Annotated in this window: 22 protein-coding genes and 1 riboswitch; of the genes, 10 read left to right on the forward strand and 12 right to left on the reverse strand. The window is 49.4% G+C overall.

Features of this window, described 5'->3' with window-relative positions; genetic code table 11:
* Positions 1 to 80: 80 nt before the first annotated feature.
* Positions 81 to 1,937 (reverse strand): bifunctional diguanylate cyclase/phosphohydrolase, encoded by a 1,857-nt coding sequence (locus tag PVOR_RS04710; protein ID WP_040680197.1) that lies wholly within the window; start codon positions 1,935 to 1,937, stop codon positions 81 to 83.
* 265 nt (positions 1,938 to 2,202) lie between these two features.
* Complete coding sequence (locus tag PVOR_RS04715; protein WP_006207944.1) at positions 2,203 to 2,820, reverse strand: DUF5317 domain-containing protein; 618 nt, start codon at positions 2,818 to 2,820, stop codon at positions 2,203 to 2,205.
* A gap of 302 nt (positions 2,821 to 3,122) precedes the next feature.
* Here PVOR_RS04715 and PVOR_RS04720 point away from each other — a divergent pair, with 302 nt between their 5' ends.
* Complete coding sequence (locus tag PVOR_RS04720; protein WP_006207945.1) at positions 3,123 to 3,326, forward strand: cation transporter; 204 nt, start codon at positions 3,123 to 3,125, stop codon at positions 3,324 to 3,326.
* A gap of 177 nt (positions 3,327 to 3,503) precedes the next feature.
* Entirely contained in the window at positions 3,504 to 4,244 is a 741-nt protein-coding gene (gene nfsA, locus PVOR_RS04725; protein WP_006207946.1) for an oxygen-insensitive NADPH nitroreductase, read from the forward strand.
* 103 nt (positions 4,245 to 4,347) lie between these two features.
* Here nfsA and PVOR_RS04730 read toward each other — a convergent pair whose 3' ends face one another.
* Entirely contained in the window at positions 4,348 to 6,666 is a 2,319-nt protein-coding gene (locus tag PVOR_RS04730) for a helix-turn-helix domain-containing protein (RefSeq protein ID WP_006207947.1), read from the reverse strand.
* 355 nt (positions 6,667 to 7,021) lie between these two features.
* On the opposite strand from PVOR_RS04730, the gene PVOR_RS04740 reads away from it, so the two are divergent.
* The 4 genes from PVOR_RS04740 to PVOR_RS04755 all read left to right on the forward strand — a co-directional run bounded on the left by PVOR_RS04740 (position 7,022) and on the right by PVOR_RS04755 (position 10,906).
* The gene (locus PVOR_RS04740) at positions 7,022 to 8,002 is read left to right on the forward strand and encodes an ABC transporter permease (protein ID WP_036643842.1); all 981 of its coding nucleotides are present in this window, start codon (positions 7,022 to 7,024) and stop codon (positions 8,000 to 8,002) included.
* Positions 8,003 to 8,035: 33 nt separating this feature from the next.
* Positions 8,036 to 8,920, forward strand: a complete 885-nt coding sequence (locus tag PVOR_RS04745) for a carbohydrate ABC transporter permease (protein ID WP_006207950.1) — start codon at positions 8,036 to 8,038, stop codon at positions 8,918 to 8,920.
* Positions 8,921 to 8,991: 71 nt separating this feature from the next.
* Positions 8,992 to 10,545: an extracellular solute-binding protein gene (locus PVOR_RS04750; protein ID WP_006207951.1), complete on the forward strand. Its 1,554-nt coding sequence runs from the start codon at positions 8,992 to 8,994 to the stop codon at positions 10,543 to 10,545.
* Between the two features lie 184 nt (positions 10,546 to 10,729).
* Positions 10,730 to 10,906 carry an aspartyl-phosphate phosphatase Spo0E family protein gene (locus PVOR_RS04755; RefSeq protein ID WP_006207952.1) on the forward strand — a complete coding sequence of 59 codons (177 nt, stop codon included), beginning with the start codon at positions 10,730 to 10,732 and terminating at the stop codon, positions 10,904 to 10,906.
* A gap of 24 nt (positions 10,907 to 10,930) precedes the next feature.
* On the opposite strand, the gene PVOR_RS04760 is transcribed toward PVOR_RS04755, so the two are convergent.
* The 6 genes from PVOR_RS04760 to PVOR_RS04785 all read right to left on the reverse strand — a co-directional run bounded on the left by PVOR_RS04760 (position 10,931) and on the right by PVOR_RS04785 (position 15,690).
* Positions 10,931 to 11,746 (reverse strand): TatD family hydrolase, encoded by an 816-nt coding sequence (locus tag PVOR_RS04760; RefSeq protein WP_006207953.1) that lies wholly within the window; start codon positions 11,744 to 11,746, stop codon positions 10,931 to 10,933.
* Positions 11,747 to 11,839: 93 nt separating this feature from the next.
* Complete coding sequence (locus PVOR_RS04765) at positions 11,840 to 12,679, reverse strand: ABC transporter ATP-binding protein (RefSeq protein WP_006207954.1); 840 nt, start codon at positions 12,677 to 12,679, stop codon at positions 11,840 to 11,842.
* A 58-nt stretch (positions 12,680 to 12,737) separates the two neighbouring features.
* Positions 12,738 to 13,493 (reverse strand): ABC transporter permease, encoded by a 756-nt coding sequence (locus PVOR_RS04770; protein WP_006207955.1) that lies wholly within the window; start codon positions 13,491 to 13,493, stop codon positions 12,738 to 12,740.
* Positions 13,490 to 13,783: a thiamine-binding protein gene (locus PVOR_RS04775; protein WP_006207956.1), complete on the reverse strand. Its 294-nt coding sequence runs from the start codon at positions 13,781 to 13,783 to the stop codon at positions 13,490 to 13,492. Before PVOR_RS04775 ends, PVOR_RS04770 begins: the two co-directional genes overlap by 4 nt.
* Positions 13,784 to 13,870: 87 nt before the next feature.
* Positions 13,871 to 14,902 (reverse strand): ABC transporter substrate-binding protein, encoded by a 1,032-nt coding sequence (locus tag PVOR_RS04780; protein ID WP_006207957.1) that lies wholly within the window; start codon positions 14,900 to 14,902, stop codon positions 13,871 to 13,873.
* Positions 14,903 to 15,015: 113 nt separating this feature from the next.
* Positions 15,016 to 15,127, reverse strand: a riboswitch (TPP riboswitch).
* A gap of 173 nt (positions 15,128 to 15,300) precedes the next feature.
* Positions 15,301 to 15,690: a VOC family protein gene (locus tag PVOR_RS04785; RefSeq protein ID WP_036644123.1), complete on the reverse strand. Its 390-nt coding sequence runs from the start codon at positions 15,688 to 15,690 to the stop codon at positions 15,301 to 15,303.
* Positions 15,691 to 16,010: 320 nt separating this feature from the next.
* Between PVOR_RS04785 and PVOR_RS04790 the strand changes: the two genes are divergently transcribed.
* From PVOR_RS04790 to PVOR_RS32965, 3 genes are all read left to right on the forward strand, one after another.
* Positions 16,011 to 17,540, forward strand: coding sequence for a GGDEF domain-containing protein (locus PVOR_RS04790; protein WP_006207959.1), 1,530 nt, complete (start codon positions 16,011 to 16,013; stop codon positions 17,538 to 17,540).
* 209 nt (positions 17,541 to 17,749) lie between these two features.
* Positions 17,750 to 18,190, forward strand: a complete 441-nt coding sequence (locus PVOR_RS32960) for a hypothetical protein (protein WP_006207960.1) — start codon at positions 17,750 to 17,752, stop codon at positions 18,188 to 18,190.
* Positions 18,147 to 18,797, forward strand: coding sequence for an EAL domain-containing protein (locus tag PVOR_RS32965; RefSeq protein ID WP_419144495.1), 651 nt, complete (start codon positions 18,147 to 18,149; stop codon positions 18,795 to 18,797). Before PVOR_RS32960 ends, PVOR_RS32965 begins: the two co-directional genes overlap by 44 nt.
* A gap of 249 nt (positions 18,798 to 19,046) precedes the next feature.
* Here the strand turns inward: PVOR_RS32965 and PVOR_RS04800 are convergent, their stop codons facing one another.
* From PVOR_RS04800 to PVOR_RS04810, 3 genes are all read right to left on the reverse strand, one after another.
* A complete protein-coding gene (locus PVOR_RS04800; RefSeq protein WP_040680200.1) occupies positions 19,047 to 21,350 on the reverse strand; it encodes a glycoside hydrolase family 65 protein in 2,304 nt (767 codons plus the stop codon).
* 92 nt (positions 21,351 to 21,442) lie between these two features.
* Complete coding sequence (gene pgmB, locus PVOR_RS04805; protein ID WP_006207963.1) at positions 21,443 to 22,093, reverse strand: beta-phosphoglucomutase; 651 nt, start codon at positions 22,091 to 22,093, stop codon at positions 21,443 to 21,445.
* A 126-nt stretch (positions 22,094 to 22,219) separates the two neighbouring features.
* A complete protein-coding gene (locus PVOR_RS04810; protein ID WP_006207964.1) occupies positions 22,220 to 23,254 on the reverse strand; it encodes a LacI family DNA-binding transcriptional regulator in 1,035 nt (344 codons plus the stop codon).
* 589 nt (positions 23,255 to 23,843) lie between these two features.
* Here PVOR_RS04810 and PVOR_RS04815 point away from each other — a divergent pair.
* On the forward strand, positions 23,844 to 25,538 hold the full coding sequence (locus PVOR_RS04815; RefSeq protein ID WP_006207965.1) for an alpha-amylase family glycosyl hydrolase: 1,695 nt from the start codon (positions 23,844 to 23,846) through the stop codon (positions 25,536 to 25,538).
* Positions 25,539 to 25,625 lie beyond the last annotated feature (87 nt).

Here is a 25,625-nt window from a genome sequence, read left to right on the forward strand (position 1 = left end):
GAAGCATCAAACATCGAAATGACGGAGGGAGGGGGATGGTCCACTCAGGAGATCACAGGAGATCACTCAAAGTATCCACTTCATGATGTCTCCAAACCAGCTGCGGGCTGCTGCTGTGTTTCGGCTTTAAGCCTGAGATAATGAACAAACAGTTCAACAAGTTCCGGATCAAATTGTGTGCCGGAGCATCGGTGCAGTTCCTCAATCCCTTCTTCGAAGGTTTTGGTTTTCTGGTATGGGCGTTCCGTTGTCATCGCATCAAAAGAATCAATAATAGTCAGCATGCGGCACAGCTTGGGGATTTGAATGCCCTTGAACCCGTGCGGATATCCGCCGCCGTCGTAACGTTCATGATGCAATTCAATATAAGGAACCAGTTCCTTGAACTTCTCGTTGGTTTCCGCAATCCGTTTACCCCAGCTGACATGTCGTTTTACGGTTTCCCATTCCCCGGCAGTGAGCTTGTCCCGTTTGTTTAAAATACCCCAAGGGATTTCAAGCTTGCCAATATCGTGAATGAGTGCGCCGAGTACGAAATTGCGCCGCTCCACACTATCGAGTCCGAGCACTTCACTCATATCCATGGCGTAGCGGAAGACGCGCTTGGAGTGCTTGAACGTATCCACGTCTTTATACAAAAAGAGTTTAAGCTGCTGCTCGATATCGCGGACGTCATCCGCGAAGTCAATCTCGGATTCTTTATTGGCACCGCTGCCGTATACATGCACGTTGTTTTTACCCTGCTTCTTGGCGTAGTACAGTGCCTGATCGGCAAGCTCGACAAGCTGTGACTTGTCATGGATGTCAATCCGGTACGTGGCAATGCCGGCAGAGTAGGAGAGACAACCGGACGGGAAAATTTCGACCCCTTCGAAATAGGTATCGTTCAGCTTTTTGCGGAGTCTGTTAATGAAGGAACGGGCTTTGTTCTCATCATAGCCTGGCATGAGGATGGTGAATTCTTCACCGCCGAAGCGAGAGGCCACTACCTCTGCCACTTCGGATTCCACCTTTAGGTAATTGCCAAGGAAACCAAGGAGCATGTCTCCCTTCAAATGCCCGAACTGATCGTTGTACTTCTTGAAATCGTCAATATCAATCATGGCCAAAGACAGTGGTGTATCATTTGCCTTGGCTTTCTTGATTTCGTCTTCAAGCAAATTTTCGAAATAGCTGTGATTATATAATCCTGTTCGCTGGTCTTTGATTGCTTTTTCTTGAACTTCATTGTACATGGAGAATAATTGTTTGAAGGAATAGGAGAGCATAATACTCAAACCTATGAACAAAGTTAAGCCGAACACGCCATTATGAACGATAAGAACGGAAAGAACCATGGACAGGATGAGCGTGCTTAAATAGACAAGCAGGGTGTCTTTTATGAAGGATTTAAGGATGTCATATAAAGATCCCCGATATAGCAAATAATAGTAGAAACCAAGGAGAAACACGTTAATTATAAAATATACGAGCAAGGCGCCGAGGTAAGCTCCAAAATGATTGTTTAGAATAGGTCCTGTCTGACCTCCTGCGGCGTTGAACACAAGGGAGGATCCGACGATCATAAGTGTATATATAGAGAAGTTTACGAAATGCTTCCAGAATGGGATTTTTCTGTCATATAGTGCTATTGCCAGAGTGTTAAACAGAATGACAGAAAGAGCGAATGGTGCTCCGTATATGAAAATGCAAGCCAAATAAACAGACGAATCCATGGATTGCAAATTACCCTCAGGCGGTAGCTGAAAGGTGAAGTAATTTAATATTAGGGCGGCACCTAACATTGCATAAACCCATACCCACTGTGAAGGGGAGTAATATAAAAATTCTCCTCGATGTACTAGTAGAAAGGTTAAACAGCCCATAAGTGAAATAAACACAAAATACAGCTGTCCTGGAAGTTCTCGAGAAATCTTAGGACGCTTAAATATGGACATAACGGTTTCTCCTCAAAAAAAGCATGGTGTATTCTCCACATTTTAAGATATAATGCGTCGCAAAACAACGAAAAAGATATAAAAAAACAGGCTGGAGTTCTCAGCCTGTTTTTTTGAAATAAGTCTTATTATCCCAATCTATAACCGGAAGTCAGAGCGACAACAACGGAAGCAACGATGATTGCATTCAAAACGATGCGGTTATACTTGATTTTATCAGTTTTCTTCATAGTTCTCCCTCCTTTCCAGATGGTATGATGTATTATTAATTTTGTGGTTCAACTTGTTCAGTAGTATCGGATTTTCGAATTATATTTTGAACGGTGGTATTCTTGCCGGAAGTCATGAGATGCACGATGTAGAGAAAAATACCAATGTTCATAATAATATCGCCGATACTGATTACCTGCGTTCTTGGATAGGGTGGGGATAACGGTATGATATCACCAAGAAGAGACAGGCGAGTGGAAGCATCCATTAAATAATGTTTGGTTGTAGCTGTCGCATCCATGAGCATGTCCACGTATATTGGATCAAGAACAGAAGCGGCACTCATGGATACGGGCATTCTGCCACCATTGACCGCCATGACGAGAAAGTTGAGGAAGACACCGGCTAATATACTGCCGAAACCTTTCTGATCCCGGTTCATCCAGAGGAAGATCATGCCGGCAACATAGATGAGCATAAAAATATATCCACTTGCGGCTGCCAGCCAATCAGAATTCTCTTGAAAACGGAATATGAGCAGCTGTACGATCAGGAGAATTGGGAAGATTAAGCCGCCCTTCAGACGTATCTTGCTGAATTGCAGCAGTCCGTGGCGGAGTCCGCCTCGTATCAGTCCGACAATTAACCCTAGTATAATGCCGTCAAATACCATGATAGAATTCCTACTTTCATAGTTCAGTATCTCTGTAATAAGATAGTTCGACAGCGAAGTGGTAATTCCTGCAACCAGATTCAAATTTTATGGAAAAATTTCGGAGAATCATTTAAAAAGCTTGTCCCTTTATGTTTGAATCTAAGAGTTTATATACATTATAACAGATTAAAAGGATAAATCTTCCTACTTTTTTCGTGTTTCTATTGCAGAAAGAAGCAAATTTATGAACTTTACATACCTATGGGGGGTATAGTACAGTTAAAGTGTAACGAATATCATGTAAATAGGAGGACAACATCATGAAACAGGTGACATTGACAGTGGAAGGCATGTCTTGCAATCATTGCGTGAACTCGGTTGAAGGCGCGCTGAAGAGTGCGGGAGCGTCAGGCAAGGTCGATCTTGCATCCAATACAGTGGCTGTCGAATATGACGAGAGCAAGATTAGCCTTGAAGCACTGAAAGAAGCGATTGAAGAGCAAGGGTATGATATCGTATCCTGATGGAGCCCATTAAATTCCAAAGCTGAGAGCCTTGGCTGAATATGAAACCGGATGCCGGATACTGGTATTCCGGTTTTTTTGCTGTAAAGTCACAGGCTGTGTGAGCTTGCGCAGCCAGATTTGAAGTTTCATAATAGATGGAACCATTCTTATAGAACATGAAGGAGTGAGTACCCGATGAATGATACATTGTCACTGCTGATGAATCATCGATCGATTCGCAAATACTTGGACAAGCCGGTGTCGGAGGAGCAGCTAAGGGCCGTTGTGGCAGCAGGCCAGATGGCATCCACATCCAGTAATGTTCAAGCCTACAGCATCATTGCGGTTACCGATCAGGAGAAGAAGCGGCGGCTGGCCGGCTTGGCCGGTAATCAGGCCTATATTATAGAGTGCCCCGTATTCCTTGTGTGGTGCGCAGATCTTTATCGTTTGAAAAAAAGTACAGAGGCGCATTCGGGTGACAAGGAGACGTATGAAGATTCCACCGAGAATTTCATTGTGGCCACCGTGGATGCCGCTTTGGCTGCGCAGAATGCCGCGATTGCTGCGGAATCGCTGGGTCTTGGCATTGTGTACATCGGAGGGGTCCGCAACTCGATAGCTGATTTCTCCGAGGCATTGGAGCTGCCGGACCTGGTCTATCCGGTATTTGGCATGTGCCTCGGCTACCCGGACCAGGATCCGGGGCTTCGTCCACGCCTTCCGGTAGAAGCGGTCCTGCACCGGGACAGCTACAATCCGGGAGCCATTGAGGAAGTAAGAAGTTATGATCAGGTTTCCGCGGATTATCTATCCAAGCGGACAGCAGGCAAGAACAGCACGCCGTGGTCTGAACTTATGGCCAAACGCTTGGCGGAGCCGGTAAGACTGCACATGAAGGACTTTCTGAACAGGAAGGGTTTTATGAAGCGTTAATATAATGAACAGAGCCGCTTTAGGGTTGCTTCCCGCAACCCTAAAGCGGCTTTTTCAATGTTTCCCTATATGGAGAGCGGTTCTTCATAATGCCTGTGCCATATCATTTGCCAATTCCCTGCTGACGGTATTGGCCGGGCGTGATTCCTTCGAGTTTTTTGAACATCCGATTGAAATAAGGGGGCTGATACCCCGCGGCTTCCGCAATCTCATGAATGCGAAGATCCGTGGTCAGCAGCAGCTCTTTGCAGCGGTTCATTCGGAACGTTGTCAGATAGTCGATATAATTGGTGCCCGTCATCTGCTTGAATGCTTTGCTCAATTGGGATGCGCTGACGCCGGCCTCCATCGCCATGACATCCAGGGAGAGGTCCTGCATCCCGTTCTGCTCGATTTGCTCCAGCACGTTTTCGACTAGCGATTTCATGGAGCTGCTGAAGTTCTTGGTCAGCTGCTCGAGGTAGGGCCCGATGATTTCGCGTTGGAACCAGTCCACACAGGCCTTCGGGTCCCGAAGCAGGGACATCTGTTCCTGCAGATTGGAGAAATTATACACCTGATACGGATTTAAACCGGCCTGCAGCATAGACCGGTGAACGCTTGTGATTAAACGCATGAGCCCATGATGGACATGCCACTCCGAGCCTCCTCCGGCCTGAAGCGACGTTACGAAGCGGCTTAGGGATCGAAGCGCATCCCTCTGAAGTCCGAGATTCAAGGCATGAATGAAATCCTGCTCCAATTCCAGCGGATAGTCGATCCAGTCATTTTTCTGGGAAAGCACCGTGTCTGCTTCCAGCAACTGGCTGCCTGCATCGAAGGAGCGGTAATGCAGCGCCCTTTTGGCCTGCTCGAGAATATGAGGAACATCGGTCCAGGTTGAGCTTGGTCCCCCTAATACGATGGTTGCCGACATGCGGAGTGTATCGCGCAGTGCCCGTATGATCTGATCGCACAGCAGCTTCATCCTGTGCATCTGCTCGTCGGCTGTGTGGGAGTCTGGAACGATCAAGATGACACCGAAGGAGCCGTCGAAGAAATTGATGGGATGCATATACGCGCTTATGTCCTCGGCCAGCTCCTGGATGACGTTCAATGCGGCATAGGTAAGTAGATGCTGATCGTTTTCCGTTAGAGGCGCGCGGTCCTCCCCGTGAGTATGCTGCTGCAGCACCATCGCGGAGAAATGTTTATGGGTAATATCAAGCTCCATCTCTTGCAGCTTGACCACATACTCGGGCTCCGTCAGGTGAGAGGCTTGTCCGCTCAGAAATTGATTGATATAAGCCTCTCTGATCGAGGGCAAGGATCGCTTCCATTGATTTTGCAGTGTATCATGCGAGAATCGGTACTGTTTCCACTCATGTTCAATATAATCCAGTTCATTGTATCGCGAGTTCTGCTTGGTCTGATCGCCGCCAACGATATTCAGCATCTTGCGGATCGGACGGTACATGCTCTTGGAGGCGAACCAGCTTGCGCCCAGGGAAGCCGCAAGCGCAAAGGCAAAACAGATCAGAATGATATGGGTATAAGGCTTCGTGGGAGCGATGATGTTGGATTGCGGCGTTCCGGACACATAGGTCCAATTCTGCTGCATTTTCTCAAATTGAACGGTATTCACCAGCAGTACATCCTGATCGACTGGAACCTTCATCCGCAAATGATTTGTGTGTTGGGCATTCTGAGGCAGCTTCAGCTGTTCAAGAATCGCGCTCATCGCCTTTGGCATATTGCGGCTCATTCCGGATTCCCCGATGATATGGCCCTGGTCATCCAGCAGGAACGAGAGATTCTCGCTATTGCGGATCACATGCAGCTTCGACGGATCGATGTAGATGACAATCGCGCCGTAGGGTGTATGACCGTTGAACGGAAGTCTCATGACGAGTGCGTGTGAGGACCTCTCCTTATTGAAAGGCCGCTCCAGGTCATGGACCCAGAACATATCCGAATCCCCTTCCATGAGTTTGTTAAAGTTTAACGCATCCTGAGCCTGATCCAGCGTTCGAAGCCCGAGGTCGGGCTCCATGATTTTATTTTGTTTTTTGATGTAGAGATAGACCTGATCCACCAGGGGATCGGCGTTTTCCACAAGGTTCAGTGTATTAAACAGCTCGTTTGTCTCCTCGATATTCGATACAAAGTCCATGTCGGACAAGGAGGGCTTAAAATGCGGCTTCACGACCATATTGAGCGCATAATGGACCAACTGGGTGAATTGCTCGTCCACTTGTCTCGCGGCGTCAACCAGAGCTTCCTCGTTGCGCTGCTGATACTGGTTGATCATATGCTGGTTCCCCACATACAGGTAAACGGCGGTTATGGCTGAGATGGGGAGGCATGTCAACAGCACGGCAAGCGCGATGCTTCTCCAATACATAATACCTTTGAAACCGGATTCAGGATTCTGCTGCCTCATTACTTTAACCCCCTGTTGGCATAGACAATTCAAGGCTAAATCGTAGAAAGCCGGAAATGATTAAATACTATCATAGCGAATGAGCGGATTGGTTGAAAAGATCATATTTTCCTATTGGTGTTGGTGAGAAGCTGTTTATTCACCCAGGAAAAAAAGTGCAATCCAAGGAAATGGAACATAAGACATGCCTTGCAGAATCAGCACTCGCCGTGCACTGTATCGACCGGAGCCGGATTCAAGGTCCTGACGGAAAAAAAGTAGAATTGCAGGTAATTTTGCAACCGTTTACATTAAGGTTACGTTCCGAGAACGGTATGTTGGACGACACGACAAGGCTGAAAGTGAGGGAGTAACGATGAAAGCACAAGAAACCGTTCGGTCGGCAAAAGGAAACAGGAGGCCGCCCATTCCATTGAAATCCAAAACAAAATGGGGACGAATATGGTCGGATGTTGCGCGTGACAAGTATTTGTATGTGCTGGCTTTGCCGGGCCTTATCTTTTTTATCATTTTCAAATATATTCCGATTACGAATCTCGTCATAGCCTTCCAAGAGTATTCTCCCTACTTTGGGGTGTTCGGAAGCCCTTGGGTAGGGTTTGAGCATTTCACCCGGTTTTTCTCCAATCATGACTTCTGGATGCTGCTGCGAAATACGTTAGCGATCAGCTTCCTGAGCCTGATTTTCTTTTTTCCGGCACCGATCATTCTATCCTTGATGCTGAACGAAGTACGAAGCTCCATCTATAAGAGGACCATTCAATCTCTGGTGTATATCCCCCACTTTTTGTCGTGGGTATTGATCTATGGCCTGACCTACCTGATGTTCTCGCAATCGGAGGGCCTGTTCAATAAGTGGTTAATCTCCATGGACTGGCAGACGGTTGATATTCTCTCCAACCCGAACTACTTCTGGGGCATGCTGACGGCGCAGTCCATCTGGAAGGAGATTGGATGGGGAACGATCATCTTCCTCGCCGCCATTGCCGGAGTGGATCCGCAATTATATGAAGCGTCGGTCATGGACGGTGCGGGACGGATGAGACGGATGTGGCACATTACCCTGCCCGCGATGCGTAACGTGATCCTGATTCTGTTGATTCTGCGCCTGGGCACGATCCTCGATACGGGATTCGAACAGATCTATCTGATGATGAATGCACCTGTCACCAATGTAGCCGAAGTGTTCGATACTTATGTGTACCGGGTCGGGATTCGTCAGGGTGAGTTCAGTTACAGTACAGCTATCGGATTATTCAAATCGATTGTCGGTGTCATTATGGTGGTTACGGCCAACCGATTGGCAAGGCGATACGGTCAAGAAAGCTTGTACTAACAACAGATCGGCGAAGACAAGGAGGAGAAAAGCATGCATGAGAAAGGATGGAAAACAAGGCTGTTTGGTCTTGTAAATAACAGTCTACTGCTGATCATCGGTTTGGCAACGATATTTCCCATTTACTATACCGTTATTTTGTCGTTTACCGATCCCGTGGAGTATTATCAACGAAGCCTGATTCTGTGGCCGCGCGTTTGGACGCTGGATGCTTATAAGCATCTGCTGTCCAACGGCTTGTTTGTCACTTCGATCTCCGTTAGCGTGTTTCTGGCTACGGTGGGCACGCTGCTCAGCCTGCTCGTGACCGGGGGCCTGGCTTACGCGGTGTCCCGTAAACGCCTTCGGTTTCGCAAGGCCATGATGGTTATGGTGTTAATCACCTTTCTCTTTACGCCAGGGCTGGTTCCGCTGTACCTGGTCGTCCGTAACGTGGGACTCATTGACAGCATTTGGTCGCTTATCCTGCCCAGCTTGACCAGTGCGTGGTACGTGCTGCTCATGAAGGGATTCTTCGACAGCATCCCGGAAAGTCTGGAGGAAGCCGCGATGATCGACGGCTCCAATGATATCGGGGTATTTTGGCGGATTATCCTGCCGTTGTCGCTGCCTGCGCTGGTAGCCTTCGGGTTGTTCTTTGCGGTCGGTTATTGGAACACCTACTTCAACGCACTGATGTTTATTAATGACCAGAAAATGTGGCCGCTGCAGGTGCTGCTGCAGAATATGCTTGTAGATCCAACCACAATGGGTTCGGGCAGTGGCGGAGGATTCGCCTTCCAAGTGAACCGCCCCGTTCCAACGGAAACGTTGAAGATGGCAGCGGTTGTTATTGCAACCGTTCCAATCATGTTAGTGTATCCATTCCTGCAGAAACACTTCGCCAAAGGGGCGATGGTGGGCTCCGTCAAGGAATGAGTCGATATACGGTCTGTTTTTGCCACCATGATCAATCAGGTCGAATAATTCTAAATAAGGGAGAAGGTCTAATGATGAACAACATGGAACCAAAGTCAGGTAAGCCGTTTTTAAAAATGACAGGGCTGCTGCTCTTGGCAAGTTCGCTCTTGCTTAGTGCTTGCGGCAGCGGGGCTGGTAGCGCCTCGAGCGATAACGGGGGAGGAACAGACAGCAGTGAACCTACCAGCATTACGATCCAGACCTTGAACTATGCCACCGAATTTATTGACAACACCAATCCGCTTTGGAAGGAGCTGGAGAAACACACCAATACCAAACTGAACATTACGTGGCTGTCCCCATCCACGGCTGAAGAGAAGATCAATGTCATGCTCGCATCCGGTGATCTTCCAGAGGTTACTTTTGTGGAAACGATGCAGAACCCTCAGCTTCAGAAGATGCTGAAGCAGGGGGTGTTCTGGGATTTGACGCCTTTTCTCAAAGACTACCCGAATTTAAATCGCGAAGAGTTGAAGGACATGTGGGAGATCACCAAGGTGGACGGCAAGAACATTGTCATTCCGCGATACTATCCAAGCTATGGCGGCGGTGTGTTCCCGATGATCCGCAAGGACTGGCTGGATGCCCTTCAGCTGGAAACGCCCAAGACACTGGATGAGTTTCATAATGTGTTAAAAGCTTTCAAAGAGCAGGACCCGAATGGTAACGGACAGGCTGATGAAATTCCATATGCGGCGAATCCCGGCGCACTTGCTTACATTTATAATCTCTTTAATGAAACACAAGGGGCATGGAAGCTGGAGGCCGATAATACGCTGTCTCCTATCCTTACGTCGGACGAGTCCAAGGAGGCCATGTTGTGGATCAAAAAGGCCTATGAAGAAGGATTGTTCCCCAAAGATTTTGCGATCATGAAGTTCTCGCAGGTGATGGATACGATGCGAAGTGCCAAGGCAGGGGTAGGCGGCATGTCCATGAACCATGCGTGGGTAACTGGCGAAGCGGTGAAAAATGTGGATCCCAAGGCTGATTTGATGCCGCTTGCCTACTTGGAGAATCCAAACGGAGTGAAGTATACGCCTTCAGGATCTCCGTACTATGGAGTGTACCTGATTCCGAAGAAAGTGCCGGAGGCAAAAGTGAAAAAAATTCTGGAGCTCTTCGACTATGGCTACAGCCCGGAAGGAAATGAGATGCTGACCTACGGGATTGAAGGCGTCCATTACACGGTCGAGAACGGAAAGAAGGTTGCAACGCCGCAGGCCGTCAAGGATAAGACAGGTGACGGCAACCTGAACAATTTCATTCACCTTGTAAGTGACGACATGGCCATCAACGCGGTAGGGATGCCGGATGAAGTATACACACGGAACGTAGACATCGTCACGGAGCGCAAGACGGTGCAGGTTCCGAATCCTTCGGGAGAGTTGTATTCGGAAGCCTATAACAAATACTATCCAGAAATCTCCAAGAAAGTGGAGGATATGCGTGTCATGGTCATCACCGGGAAAGAACCGGTTGAGTCGTACGATAAATTGATTGAGACGATAAAAAATGATCCGAAAATGGCGGAAATTACGGAAGAGATGACGAAGGTATATCAAGAGAAGTTTGCAAAATAATGGAGTGATCCCAAACCCCGCTATGCGTGTGAATTCACGCATTGCGGGGTTTTTCGCGGATGTTTTTCTAGAGGCATGAATATCGAAAACAGCCCCTCATGTTAAGTCTTTGATGTCTAATATCATACATCCTATAATTTTACATTAAAGTATAAAATATTACATGAGGGGAGGACATAAAGTCATGGAAACGAAGGAAGGCATAAAGTTTGATATCGAGCGAGAGCGGCACAAGCTTCACAAGATAAAGCAGCGGTATCGTGATTTTAATCATCCCAAAGTCCTCAGACAATCGATTGTGCTCGACGAACTGATTAATCAATATAATCGAGTCCTTAGAGAGAACAAGCCGATTGCTTGAACAATCGACTTGGCGTAGGTTTTCTTATAGGCCGTATAAGCGTACGGCATTCTCGTATAACCGCTCCCGCGCCGCAAGCACGGATACCCCTTGAAGCTCTGCCCAGGCAGCGGCAACGGCGGAGGTCATCCGAGGGTGGGTCATCTGCCCGGCAAAGGGACCTTCGAACGGCCAAGGTCCATCGGTCTCGGTCATAACAAGATGATCGGGGTATAGGCGAGCAATTTCACGAATTTCATCTTCATACAGGATATCAGGCGTAAAGGAGATATAATATCCGTTACCCGCCATCCGCAGCAAGGTGTCACGAGAGCCCTTAAACCAATGGAAATGGGCACGGGTGACGCCATATTTTTCGAGCAAGCGACATGCGGTTTCCGCATCTTCATATACAGCATGCAGAATCACAGGTTTATGATGCTTTTTCGCAAAAAGAATAAATTGTTCCAGTAGATATTCATATGGACGGTTATCCCACGAACGGCCCTCGGATTCAGCTTCTAATTTTGCATAATAGGGGAGACCCACCTCACCGACGGCAATCATGTCATCGGCATGTTCTTCCATCCAGTCCAGCAGCGCCTTCGTTTCAGCAGAGGAGGGGACAGGCTGCTCCGGATGATAACCGAATGCAGCCCGTACCATTGTTCCGTACAGCCGGGACAGCTCCAGATTCCGTTTGCAGGAAGCCAGATCCATAGAGACAGAGATGATGCTCTGAACCTCGCTATGCCGGATATCCGCCACAATCGCTTCCTGATCGGATAACGAATAACGGTCCAGATGAATGTGGGTGTCTAACAGTGGAGCTCCGGCCCCTGTTTGCGTTAGTGATTTCATCGTTACATACCCTTTCTACCAAGCTTTCTCGAAGCTCTGTGGCATTGATGGAAGCTGGATGATGAATGATTATTCTGTTTACGGTTAACGTTGTTACTGTCCGCGTTCTTGCTGCTCCTCCCGCATCATGGCGGATATTTCGGTTTTCAGCGTGATGAAGGATGGATCCAGCAGAATTTCCTCACGGCGTGGACGGGGGAACGGGACCTCGATTCGTTTTAAAATGGCCCCAGGCCGCGCCGACAGAATATAGATGCTGTCGGAGAGCAGAAGTGCTTCCTCAATATGATGGGTAATCATCAGCACCGAACGGCGCGTCTCCTCCCATATATCGAGCAGCCAGCGCTGCATATCACTGCGTGTCAGTGCATCGAGTGCGCTGAAGGGCTCATCCAGACACATCACTTCCTGCGGGCTCATCAATGCGCGCAGGAAGGCGGCCCGCTGCTGCATCCCTCCTGAGAGGGTATGCGGATACGCCTTCTCGAAGCCGGCAAGTCCGGCCCGTTCCATCCAGCGCCGGGCATTTGCCCTGGCGACGGCCTTCTGGGTTCCTCTGAGCTCCTCGGGAAGCAGCACGTTGTCCTCCACCGTTCGCCAAGGGAACAGGGCAGGCTGCTGAGGCATGTAGGCAATGAGCCCTTTTTTTCCCGTTACGTCACGACCATCCATGAAGACTGAGCCGGAATCAGGAGCCGTTAAGCCACCGATGATGTGGAAAAGTGTGCTTTTTCCGCTGCCTGACGGCCCGATAATCGAGACGAATTCACCGGGCTGTACCTGAAGCGCAAGGTCATCCAGCACATGAACCTCGCTGCGTCGGTCGCGGAAGGTTTTCCGAAGGTTTCGTACCTCCAGCGCAGGCGTTCGAGAGGCTTCCACGGAGGGGGGATTAAGCCCACCCTGGACCGGCGGAGCAACTTGTTGTGTCATATCGCGAAATACCTCCTTCATTAAGGATGATCGTGTATTGGCCCATGACTGCTGGGCATTAGCTTTTCCGGTTCCAACGGATCAGCCGTTTCTCCAGCAGGGTGATAAGCAGAACCATCAGCAGGCTGAGCAGGACGATGACCAGAATCGCAACGAATACCCGATCCGTGCGGTAGCCGGATTTTTGCAGCATCATGTAGTAACCGATTCCCCGGTCGGAGCCGATCCATTCTCCGATGACCGCACCCATGACGGAATAGGTGGCCGCGATCCGAATCCCGGAGAAGATGGAGGGAAGGGCATGAGGCAGCTCCAGCTTGGTAAAGATTTGCCATGATGTAGCCCCCGCCATCTGCATGTAATTCATCATGGTGCGATCGGTTCGGGCGAGCCCGTCCAGAGCCGCAACGGCCACCGGGAAGAAGCAGACCAGGGTAATCACAATAACCTTGGGCAGCATGCCGAAGCCGAACCAGATCATGAGGAGCGGCGCAAGGGCGATAGTCGGTACATTCTGGCTAAGAATCAGAAGCGGATAAAGAGCTGTTTTGAGAAAAGGCACCATATGCAGAGCCAGTGAAATCACAAGTCCGATTGCTGTTCCGATGATAAACCCGATCAAGGTTAGCTGCAGGGTGGCTAATGTATGCTGGAAAAGACCGGCAGCACCGGTAACTGCCTCGGATCCGATCGCCGTTGGCGCAGGCAGAATAAATTTTTCGATATCGAAGATCGATACCGCCGCCTGCCATACCAGCAAAAAGAAGAGGACCGCCACAACAGGCGGCCAGACGGAGCTCCACCAGCTTCTCATGGACGATATTTCTCAGTCAGCTTATCCATGCTGATGCCGCTCGGATGATGTGCAATTTTGACCTGGGATATGATGCTGGGACTTCCCGCATTCACCAGCGCCTCATGCATGCGCTCGACGATCTTTAGCAGCTCGGAGAGTTCTCCTTCCATGGTTGTCTCCAGTGCATGGACCTCGTACTTCACACCCGAATCCTCAATAACCTTGATCGCTTCATCCACATAAGGGATGCTGTCCCGTCCACCCGGCGTCCGGGGTATCACTTGAATGCTCAAGAGGGTGTTCGCCATATATAATCCATCCTTTCGTGCAGCGATATGATTATGAAAGAGAGACAGCCTGCTGTCAGGCCGACTCTCTTCTTAATAGAAAAGACCTTATGGTTGTTCCGGTAAAAAATCATTGGTGAACGCGCGGTCTGCATCAAGCTCTTTCTCCAGCAGTTTGCGCTCAAACATCCAGTCGGCATACCCCGACCATACTTCGGCTTTCTGTTCACCCCAACGAGGCGCGTCATCCTGATAGCGGGGACTCAGCCATTTCTGGCTGGCCAGAACCAGCTCGGCATCCAGATCAGGCACGGCCTTCGAGAGCAGCGCTGCTGCATCCTCAGGATGCTCAATAGCATGGTTGTATCCTTTGGAAGTAGCCCGCATGAAGGCTTTGACAAGCTCAGGGTCCTCTTGGATCAGCTTCTCGTTGGTCACGATGACCGGCGTATAATAATCGAGCTGGTCAGAGTAGTCCTTCACATAGATCATATCAAGCGGCTCATTGCGGAGCTCGGCTTCGATGCCCGTCCAGGCGTAGAATATCCAGGCGAAATCAATGTCGCGTTTGACGGCAGTAAAATAATCGGCATCGCCCATGTTGACCATATTGACTTTGCTGACATCGGCACCGTCGATCTCCATGATGGATTTCATGACAGCTTCCTCAACGGGGGAGCCCCAGCCGCCATAGGATTTACCTTCGAAATCTCCAGCCTTCACGATCCCTTTGTCCTTGGGAGCGGCAAAGCCGGATGTATTATGCTGAATGATCGCCGCAATGGAGACGAGCGGCAAGCCTTGCGTTCTGGCGAGGGTTACCCCTTCCTGATAGCTTATGCCGAACGGCACGTTACCGGATGCGACCAGCGTATCCGTTCCACCGGCTCCCGGCTGGACGATCTGGACGTTGAGCCCTTCCTCCTCATAATATCCGAGCTCCTTCGCTGCATACAGACCCGTGTGATTGGTATTGGCGGACCAATCGAGCATCAGCTGCACGTCACGGAGTTTCCCAGGACTCTTGGCGTCTTCTCCTTCAGCGCCTGTGTTCTTGTTCTGTCCGCCTGTACCGCATCCGGCCGCAACCATCAGCAGGACACAAGCGAGAAGCAGGGGGACCCATCTTCCCTTCTTCATCGTGTCTTCTCTCCTTATGAGTTCTATTTCTATTACCTCGCAACTCCACAAAAAAAGCGCCCCGATAATCTCAGGACGCATGACGGCGTAAGTGTATAGTACGGCAAATATGGCTGCCGCAAACATTGGCTTCCTACGCTGGCATTACCCAGATCAGGTGTAAGGGTCAGTATCAAAGCGGATACACTCTCAGCCGGCTAAATTCCAGCTCCCCCGATATTTATGAAGTTTCGATCAGTACATCCGTTATTATAGTCCTAACACCAAGACCTGTCTAGTTTTCGAAAAAGGTCATGAACAGGACAGGCCTTATGTAGGGAACCGCGTTTAGGCAGCCCAAGAGTTCAGCATATGAACATTTTAAGAGATGAAATGTTGGATACCGTGCTGCGTGCGGGTTAACGCTGGAAGAACTCGATCCATTCCCCTTCGGGACCATGCACGAAGAAATAACGATAGCCGTTCGGGAGAGTGACGATTTCCTCGTCCAGATGAGGAACTTCAAGTCCTTGGACGCGTGCATACTCTTCTTCAATATCATCCGTACTGACTGCAAAATGGTGCACCGTTCCTTCCGAAGGCAGCGAGTCGCTGTAACCCTGGATAAGTTCGACTTCCGTTTCGTCACTTCCATTAAATCCGAGGAACGCGAGTTGAATGACCCCATTGGTATGAGTCAGGCGATTCTTTAGTTCAAGGCCGACTACCGACGTGTAAAACGCTATCGTGGCTTCCAGGTTTCGGACTACAATACCAACATGATCCAATCGTTTCTGTGACACTGCCATACACCCTTTCCGGTTCGTATAAGATATGAAGAATAATATCATATGATTCCTATACGTCAAGTAGGTGATTGATATAGTAACTTTTCAGGTTTTCACGTGTTTAATTGAGTGTAGTCCTTGCATTTGAAGTACACCCGTCCAGTAGAAAAACTTCATTATATAGATCTTCTAGCGATGTGCCGGATAGATGATTTTTCTTTGATTTCCTCGTCTTTACTTTTGGATGGGTAAAAAGTATCATGAGGAATAGAGAGCTTAATTCAAAAGACCTAAATCATCCATCGTGTACAAGCTTACCTTTTTGCCAAGGGGGAGTGCTTATGAGTCCAACTCCAGCAGATCATCTGTGGATTCGACTCGCCATTATATATGCATTTATTCAGATAATGACTGTTCTGTGGATGCCTGATGCTTTATCGCTTCAGCGTGTGCTAGTCATTATTGCTCCTATGGCCGCCTCCGTGTATTTAATTCGGGTCAGCCGGCGTTATAAGGCACATCTTCGCAGGTTTTGGTTTATGGTAAGTATCGGACTGATGGCCGATGCAGCGGCCCGGATCGTCTCCTCCTTTTTTTTCGGGTTCGGGAAAGAGAGCGCTTTCCAGATATCCAGCTATTTCTGGGGATTGGAAGTGATCCTGTTCGCCAGCTGCCTCATCTATTTGTTCCGGCATGTTCAAGGCCCGCTTAGGGGGCTGCGGTTTATGCTGGATATCGTCATCGTTGGCGTAACGTTCATGACGGTGGGCTGGGAGTATTTAATCAAGCCCGAACTTCAGGACAGTACGTATTCGGGGGGGACGGGAAGCGTATGGGTGGATATGCTGTTTCCGCTGTGCGGAATGGTACTTATTTTCTTTACCGTGGTGTTGTATTTTAATACCAGGCAATTAGGGAAATGGGCGGTCATTTCATTAAGTCTTGGCGGAAGCGCTTATATTATGGGTGATGCTCTGCACTTTTATCTCGTCCATTTCGTGAATCTCGAAGTTCGTGCATATCTTGATCCTTTACATACGTTATCTGTGTTTTTCATTGCTTCTGCAGGTGCACAGCCCGCTCCCGATACCGGAAATCAAACGGTGAAAGAGAGGGAACCGCGTCCTGTAGGAACCTTGATTGTCAGATATTTGCTTCCATATGGCGTGCTGGGCGGAATGTTTGCCCTCATGGCGCAGCGGTTCGGTGGCTGGAACGGTCTGTTTACCGGTCTATCCCTGTGCGTCATTCTGATTCTGTTCCGCCAGATCCTGATCCAGTATGAGAATGACCGCTTGTTACATCGACTGCATGAAAGTCTGAGGCAGAGCGAATCGCTTGCTCACCGGGATGATCTGACGGGATTGTATAATCGTCGTTACTTCAACGCAAGACTGTCCAGCTCCTTGTTAGAGGCCGATCGGACAGGATCGCGGGTAGGGCTTCTCTACATGGACATGAATCGTTTCAAAAAGGTGAATGATCGTTATGGCCACCGTGCCGGAGATCTGTTGATCCGCAAGGTTGCATGCCGCCTTCAGTCGCTGGAATCCAAAGGGATTCTGGTGTCCCGTCTAGGGGGAGATGAATTCACCGTGATGATCCAGTCGGCCGGGGAGGATCAGGAGCTGATCTGGATGGCGGAGGAGATTTGGATGCTGCTCAGCGAGCCTTATGAACTGGAGGGATATGAAGTTAGAACGTCGCCGAGTATCGGTATTGCCGTGTATCCCGATCATGCCCGGAACGATCAGGAGCTCATTGGCCGTGCGGATGCAGCGATGTATGCCGCGAAGGAGCGGAATGCCCGCTGGCACTTCGATGTGGACCGGACGATGCAGCTGCAGCTTTTGGATCAGAAGATTGAATAAGGGATGGATAACCAGAAATATCGACAATGCGTTGTTAAAAGCAATATAAGTCGATTTTTGTAGATTAAAACCCTATCATTGCACGAATCTTGCGCATTTCTCATAAAACAGGTCATAACTTCGATATAAAATCCATAAAATGCAAAGAAATCATATTCAAAATGCCGATAAGAAGCATAGTGAGAGCTAGCTTGCCAAGGAGGACGAACATGATTTGCGACAATTGCAGCACCTTTGAACCGATTGAGGACCAGGGGACCGTTCATATGAAGCCTGCAAGCGGTGAGCTTATTGGCTTGCTTGCACTGAACGGCTACACGGTACAAGAGAACAATGAGGGTTGTGCTGTGAACTATAAGGAACTTGCGGAACTAATCTCCATGATAAAGTGTCTGCAACCCCTTCCGCTGAAGATTCGTCAAGAGCTGTCCTTCTGTGTTACCGGTGGAGAAGCTCCACAGATCCGGCATACGTGGACCCCTATGCAGAAGTTCGAGCTGCAGATGGAGCATTACGATATGGTCAATGTCATTTTACATAAGCAGTTTACGAGCTATATGCAGCCCATTGTAGATCACTTTGAGCAGATCGTTGCATATGTAGTTTTTGCTTCGTCCGATAGAGGGGGGAGTCGCGTTCCAACCGTATGAGCTGTTTGAGACTGCCCGAAAAACCGGACTGCATTCTTTTCTGGACCGAGCGGCACGAACCTGTGCAATTGAAACCAGCGCAGAGTGGCTTCCTTTAGGTGTGAAACGTTTCGTAAACTTCCTGCCATCGTCGATATATGATCCTCAGATGTGTCTCAGTCATACTTTTAATACCATCGACAGGCTCCATTTGGATCCGAGGGATTTCGTGTTTGAGGTTGTGGAGACCGAGAAGATCGATGATGTGAAGCACCTCCAATCGATATTCGAGGTTTATCGCAGTCACGGGATCTCGGTAGCCATGGACGACGTAGGGGCGGGCTATTCCACGTTGGAGCAGATGATCAGGCTTAAGCCGGATTATGTGAAGATCGACCGGAGTCTTATCGACCATTGCGATCGAAATGCCGCCCAGCAGAAGCAGCTTGAAATGATCACGAACATGGCTCATGATTTCGGGGCTATGGTGCTGGCTGAAGGCATTGAGAGACGGGAGGAGTTTCATTTTTGCCGAGATATCGGGATCGAGCTCTCGCAGGGGTATCTGTTCGGTAAACCATCCGAGCGCCCTCCGCGTGATCCGCATTCTCAACTGATCTATTCATAGCCTACATAATCGGTAAATACCTGCCAAAGTGAGAATGAAGCTCGCAGCTGATTGGTGAAGCCTTGGCTTGGACCCTGCAAATACAGATACCTGCCAAGGATGAGAATGGGCCCCTTCATAATGAGAAGGGATGTTTGAGGGGCCCATTCTCTATATACAAACAAGAGCCCTGGAATAATATCCAGGGCTCTTGTTTATGGGAGGGGAAGGGACATGATGTCCCCGTTGTCCCCGTTGTCCCCGTACCGCTTATCTTGCAGCTTTTACCTCTCCAAGTCCGCTAATACTGTATTCTTTGCCGTTCACGTTCAGGACAGCAGGTGTATCCGTCTCGTTCACGATGATGGTCTCGCTGCCTTTCACGTTGACCTTCAGTCGGGATCCACGGAACATGACCTTGAAGGAGAAGGAAGACCAGTGACCCGGAATGAACGGATTCAGGTGCAATACGCCGTCTTTTACACGCAGGCCGCCGAAGCCGTGCACAACGGACATCCAGGTTCCTGCCATGCTGGTTGTATGACAGCCGTCCTCGGTATCGTTGTTATAGTTGTCGAGGTCCAGGCGAGCTGTACGAAGGTACATCTCGTACGCTTTCTCCTGATATCCAAGCTCGCATGCGAGAATGGAGTGTACGCAAGGAGAGAGGGAGGACTCATGTACCGTGAACGGTTCATAGAAGTCGAAGTTGCGTTTTTTCGTTGCCAGATCGAACTGGTCGCCCAGGAAGAACAATCCTTGCAATACGTCAGCCTGTTTGATATATACCGAACGCAGAATGCGGTCCCAGGACCAGTTCTGATTCAGCGGCAGATGTACAGGGTCCAATTCCTTAACGGGAACAAGTTCCTTGTTGAGGAAACCATCCTGCTGCAGGAATACGCCGAGCTCCGCATCTTCCGGATAGTACATTTTGCTGATGATATCCTGCCACTTGTCCGTTTCTACCTCTTGCAGCTCGAGCTTCGCCGTAAGCTCTGCATAGCGGGAATCCTCGTTCTCTTTCAAATATTCCAGCACATCAAGGGTGTATTCCATCGTCCAGCTGGCAATCCGGTTGGTATACCAGTTATTGTTCACATTGTTCTCGTACTCGTTCGGTCCGGTTACACCCAGAATCATATACTGATCCTTCGCGGGGACGTAATTCACGCGCTCTTCCCAGAAACGGGAAATTTCCACGAGCACTTCCAGTCCGTATTGACCAAGATAAGAGAAATCGCCGGTATAGTTAACATAGTTATAGATGGCGTACGCAATGGCGCCGTTACGGTGAATTTCTTCGAACGTAATTTCCCATTCGTTATGGCATTCCTCACCGTTCATCGTCACCATAGGGTAGAGCGCACCTTTGGTGAAACCAAGCTTCCTGGCATTTTCCTTCGCTTTTTCCAGGTGTTTATAGCGGTAGATGAGCAGGTTGCGGGAGATGCTGGCATCCGCGGTGCTCAGGTAGAATGGCAAGCAGTAAGCCTCGGTGTCCCAATAGGTGCTGCCGCCGTATTTCTCCCCGGTAAAGCCCTTCGGTCCGATGTTCAGGCGGTCGTCCTCGCCGCTGTAAGTCTGGTTGAGCTGGAAAATGTTGAAGCGGATCGCCTGCTGGGCTGCCACATCGCCTTCGATAACGATATCGCTTTCCTTCCATTTGTCGCCCCAAGCTGCAGCTTGCTCCTTCAAGAGCAGCTCAAATCCGGTTTCGACGGCCGGCTCCAGCACCGCACGCGCTGCGTTCACCAGTTCGCCCAAGCCATGATTGCGGGAAGTGACGTTGGCGACATATTTATAGACGGTGATGACCTCACCTTCTGATACGGATACACTTGCACGGTTGGCGGCATATTTCTCTTGTTCTATCAGCTCTGCTTGCACATCAAGCTTTTCGCCGTTCTTCACGATGTTGTAGGACATCACGGACGTCACATGAAAATCGAGTTTCTTGGTTTTTACAGTTAAGGAAGCTGATCCTTGAGCCGCTTCCTTGAACACTTCCAGCCAGAACTTCTCGTCATAGTTGGAGTCTTTGTTCTTCACATCGCCATCAAGATAAGGCGTGATGGTCAGCTCACCAGCAAAATTAAGCGGGGTCACAGCATAACGGATGGCTCCGATCTCATGGCGCACAATGCTCACAAAGCGGATGGCTTCGACTTTAAGCTCCTTGCCGTCTTCCATGACAGCGGTAAAGCTGCGAGAGAGATAACCTTCCTTCATATTCAGCTCACGGACAAAGTTCTTCACTGTGCATTTCGCCAAATCAAGCGGCGCACCGTTGATTTCGATGCCAATGCCAATCCAGTTGGTGCTGTTCAGCACTTTGGCAAAATATTCAGGGTAACCGTTCTTCCACCAGCCTACACGGGTTTTGTCCGGATAGTAGACACCGGCCATGTAGCTGCCTTGCAGCGATGAACCGCTGTAGGCTTCCTCAAAGTTGGCACGCTGGCCCATAAATCCGTTACCGATACTGAATACACTTTCCGAGATTTCATGCGTATGAGGATCAAAGCCCTCTTCAATAATTGACCATTCATCTAGCTTTAAATATTGTTTCACAATCATCGGCTCCTTTATAAGTAGGGAAAATGGTTGCATATCTATATGGGATGATGCTGCTAGAGTTGCCCAAAGCGTATGAGCTCATGCTTCTACAATTCCAGCAGACGGTCCACCGTGAACTCTTCCAGGGAGGATAGAACGATGCTGGCGCGTCCCAAGGTTTCAGGGGATCCAATGCCGACACTGCGCATACCGGCGCGAGTGGCAGCTTCGATTCCGGCTTCTGCATCCTCGAATACGACACAGGTATCAGGCTGAACGCCAAGTTCATGGGCCCCCATGGTGAAAACCTCCGGATCCGGCTTCGCTTGGCTGGTCTTCGTTCCGTCGATAATGGCATCGAAATAAGGGGTGAGGCCGGTATTGTTCAAGATCAGCATGGCGTTCTTGCTGGCCGAGCCCAGAGCAACCTTAATACCGCGGGCTTTGAGAACCTGGATAAAGTCGAGGGCTCCGGGCAAAATCTCGGATTCATCCATTTTGGAAATATACTCGACGTACCAGGCGTTTTTCTTCTCCGCAAGTGCCAGCTTCGCGTCTTCATCAAGCGTCATTCCGCCGATTTCAAGCAGAATATCGAGGGAAGCCATCCGGCTGACTCCCTTCAAGCGTTCATTATCCTGCTCGGTGAAATCAAAACCAAGCTCCCCGGCAAGACGCTTCCATGCAATGTAGTGATACTTGGCGGTATCCACCAGAACGCCGTCAAGATCGAATAAACAAGCAGTTATGGATGACATGATAATCCTCCTTAAGAATATTAGTGCAAACGTTTGAACCAAGCAGCAAAAATAAAGGAAGCACCACGATGCTTCTTTATTTTGAAGTACTTTGCGTCGTTATCATTTCCATTCCACCAGGCGAGTCTAGGATTTGGGCAGCGAATACATCGAGGATTCGCGGATCATCAACCGGTGCGGAATGATGTAACGGTGCGGCAGTACCGTCTTGTCATCGTTGCGAACAGTCTGGATCAGTGCTTGGGAAGCAGTGTAACCCAGGTTGTAAATGCCGATGTCCACACTGCTCAGCGGCGGGGTCGACAGTTCGGTCAGCGAGATGTTGTTGAAGCTGATAATAGATACGTCTTCGGGTACCTTGTAACCGAGCTCGTGAAGTCCGCGCAGCACGCCGAAGGATACAATATCATCTACAATGACGAGTGCAGTCGGGCGCTCGGGCAGGTTCATGAAAAAGGACATGGCGCGATAGCCGCTTTCCTGAAGGAATTCACCTTCGACGATCCATTCTTTTCTCATCTCAAGCCCCGCATCGGCGAGTGCTTTTCCATAACCCTTCATCCGGTCCTGAGACACGATCAGGTTAGGCGGACCGCTGACAAAGCCGATTCGTTTATGCCCGAGGGAGATCAAATGCTTGGTTGCGTCATAGGCTGCCTGCACATTATCGGTATCGACGGATAACAAGTCAGGATATTTCTCACTTCGGCCGACAAGCACGAACGGGTAGTTGTTAGACTTGAGAAAATCGACGACCTGGTCATCCTGCCTGGAGTACAGCAAGATCGCACCATCGACACGCCGACCGTTAAGAAGCCTGGATACGGCTTCGACCTCTTCCTTCTCGTTGCCGCCCGAGCTGATTAACACATCGTATCCGGAACGGTTCGCCTGTGTGACAATACCGCGGATCAGCTCCATGAAGAACAAGTTGAGGAACAGCTCTTCCGCTGGTTTTGGCAGGATGACGCATATGCTTTCTGTCGTTTTGGAAACCAGGCTCTTGGCCATAATATTGGGATGGTAGCCCATTTCCTCCATAATCTCTTTCACTTTGCGCGAGGTTTCGCGGCTGATTCTCGGATGATTGGAAAGCACCCGTGAGACGGTGGAGGGGGATACGCCCGCTCGTTTTGCGACATCTTTAATCGTTACAGACATAGTAGGACCTCCAGTGGAACCGTTTGCGTTTTTTTGAAAATAAGAAAGCGACTACTGGAGTCTCCCTTATTTCACAAGAATAACTTCCGCTAGAGCGCGGTCCGTTGTTCTTTATTTAATTGTGGGTCTGTCAGGCCCCGAGTATACTTGATACAGGCAGATCTAAAGCTATATAGGTACAGTATGTTAAACGGTTTCACACTGCTATATTAACGTTTATCGAAATGCTTGTAAATACGTATCCAAGTCAGCTGAGCGCAATTATTCACAAATGCACTAAAAAAGAAGAAAGGATTAGAAATCAGGAGAAAGGCGGGTATTATCACGTGAAAAAACCGGAAAATAACTTAATACGGCCTTGTGCAAACGATTTAACAAAATGGAAGAGTGGGTTATGATATAGTTGGGTTAAATAACCAGGGATACCGGGAATCTGAGATGGAATTCAAGACATGCTGTATTATGTAACCGTTTTATTTCTAAATTTCGTTTAATATTATTCAAACGTTTGCGCTGATGATGGCGAATTACAAGCATAGCAAGGCGGATTTCAGTGAACTTAATATATATCCAACAGGGGGAAATAGGTATGGTGCATAAAAAAAGGAGTACACGTAAGGCTGTGCCTCTATGGCTGGCAAGTTTCGCGCTTGCGGGAGGTTTACTTGCCGGCTGCAGCGGCGGCGCGACTCCACCTCAAGAGGAAGCTGTGCCGAAGGCCACACAGGAAACCAAGCAGCCTGACATCCCGGCACCTGCTCCGCAGGAAAACAAGGTGGATGAGCAGCCATCCGATGTTTATTACGAAATCTTTGTACGTTCATTCTATGATTCCGATGGAGATGGAATCGGTGATTTGAAGGGTGTCATCGAGAAGCTGGATTACCTGAATGACGGAAATCCGGATACATCGGATGATCTTGGCGTGACCGGTATTTGGCTGATGCCCATTAATCCTTCACCAAGCTATCATGGCTATGATGTAACGGACTATCGCTCCATACATCCGGATTACGGGACGCTGGAGGACTTTAAGACGCTGCTTGCGGAAGCGGATAAGCGTGGAATCAAGATTATCATGGATTTGGTTGTCAATCACACAAGCACGGAGCACCCGTGGTTCAAAGAGTCCGCGGCTGATCAAGCTTCCACGATCCGGGATTGGTATATCTGGGCTGAGGATCAGGGTAAAGCACCTTCCGGTTCCAGCGCAGCCGGGAGCGGCTCCCCGTGGCACGAGATGAACGGTGCCCATTACATGGGCACATTCTGGGGCGGAATGTCGGATCTGAACTTCGATAACCCCAAGGTACGCGAGGAGATGAAGGATATCGGCAAGTTCTGGCTGGAGCTCGGCGTGGATGGTTTCCGGATTGATGCCGCCAAGCATATCTACGAGGATCTGATGTCTGACAAGGGTGAGGCAACCACGGCAAAGAATACGGCCTGGTGGCAGGAATTCCGCACCAGCATGAATGAGGTGGACCCGGACGCTTATATCGTGGGTGAGATTTGGGATAACTCCGCTGCCGTTATTGCGCCGTACCTGGATAACGCCTTCGATTCCGGCTTCAACTTTGGATTGGGCGAGAGCATCGTGGGTGCAGCGCTCAACGAGAAGGATAACAACCTTGCCTTCACGCTGGAGCGGATGTACGGCTTATTCAGTCAAGTATCCGGTGGCAAGTTCACGGATGCGACATTCCTGACAAACCATGATATGAATCGTGTGATGTCTCAGCTGAACAATGATGAGAATCATGCCAAAATGGCTGCTGGCATCCTGCTGACGATGCCGGGCAATCCATTTATCTATTATGGGGAAGAGATCGGCATGAAGGGGGCGAAGCCGGATGAGCAGATCCGGGAGCCGATGATCTGGTCCAACACGGGCAGTGATAAGGGGCAGACGACATGGGAGCCCTTGAAGCATAACCGGGGGGATGCCGTGCAGGGTGTGGAGCAGCAGATGGGGGATGCGAATTCCCTGCTGTCCCGTTACCGCACGCTAATCAGCTGGCGCAATGAAATGCCTGCGCTTCAGAACGGAACCATTGAATCCTATGCTTCCGGAAATGCGCAGGTCATGGCTTACGTCCGCCGTACCAACGACAACCAAGCGCTTGTGGTCCATAATCTGTCCGGCAAGGAACAGACGGTGGATGTGGCATCGAAGAATGGAGAGAGCGGGTTCTCATCACTGTTGAGAACAACAGACGACAGTGCGGCAGTAAACGGCAGCAGCTTAACGCTGCCGCCGTATACAACCGTTGTAATGGAGTAGGCCGCGTTCATTCCTATAGTGAAACATAACAAGGACCCCGAGCCCCTGGAAGGAGGCGTGAAGTGCACCCCTTAGAATGGACATTGG

Origin of the sequence: Paenibacillus vortex V453, from assembly GCF_000193415.1 — a bacterium.
GTDB lineage: Bacteria > Bacillota > Bacilli > Paenibacillales > Paenibacillaceae > Paenibacillus_AQ > Paenibacillus_AQ glucanolyticus.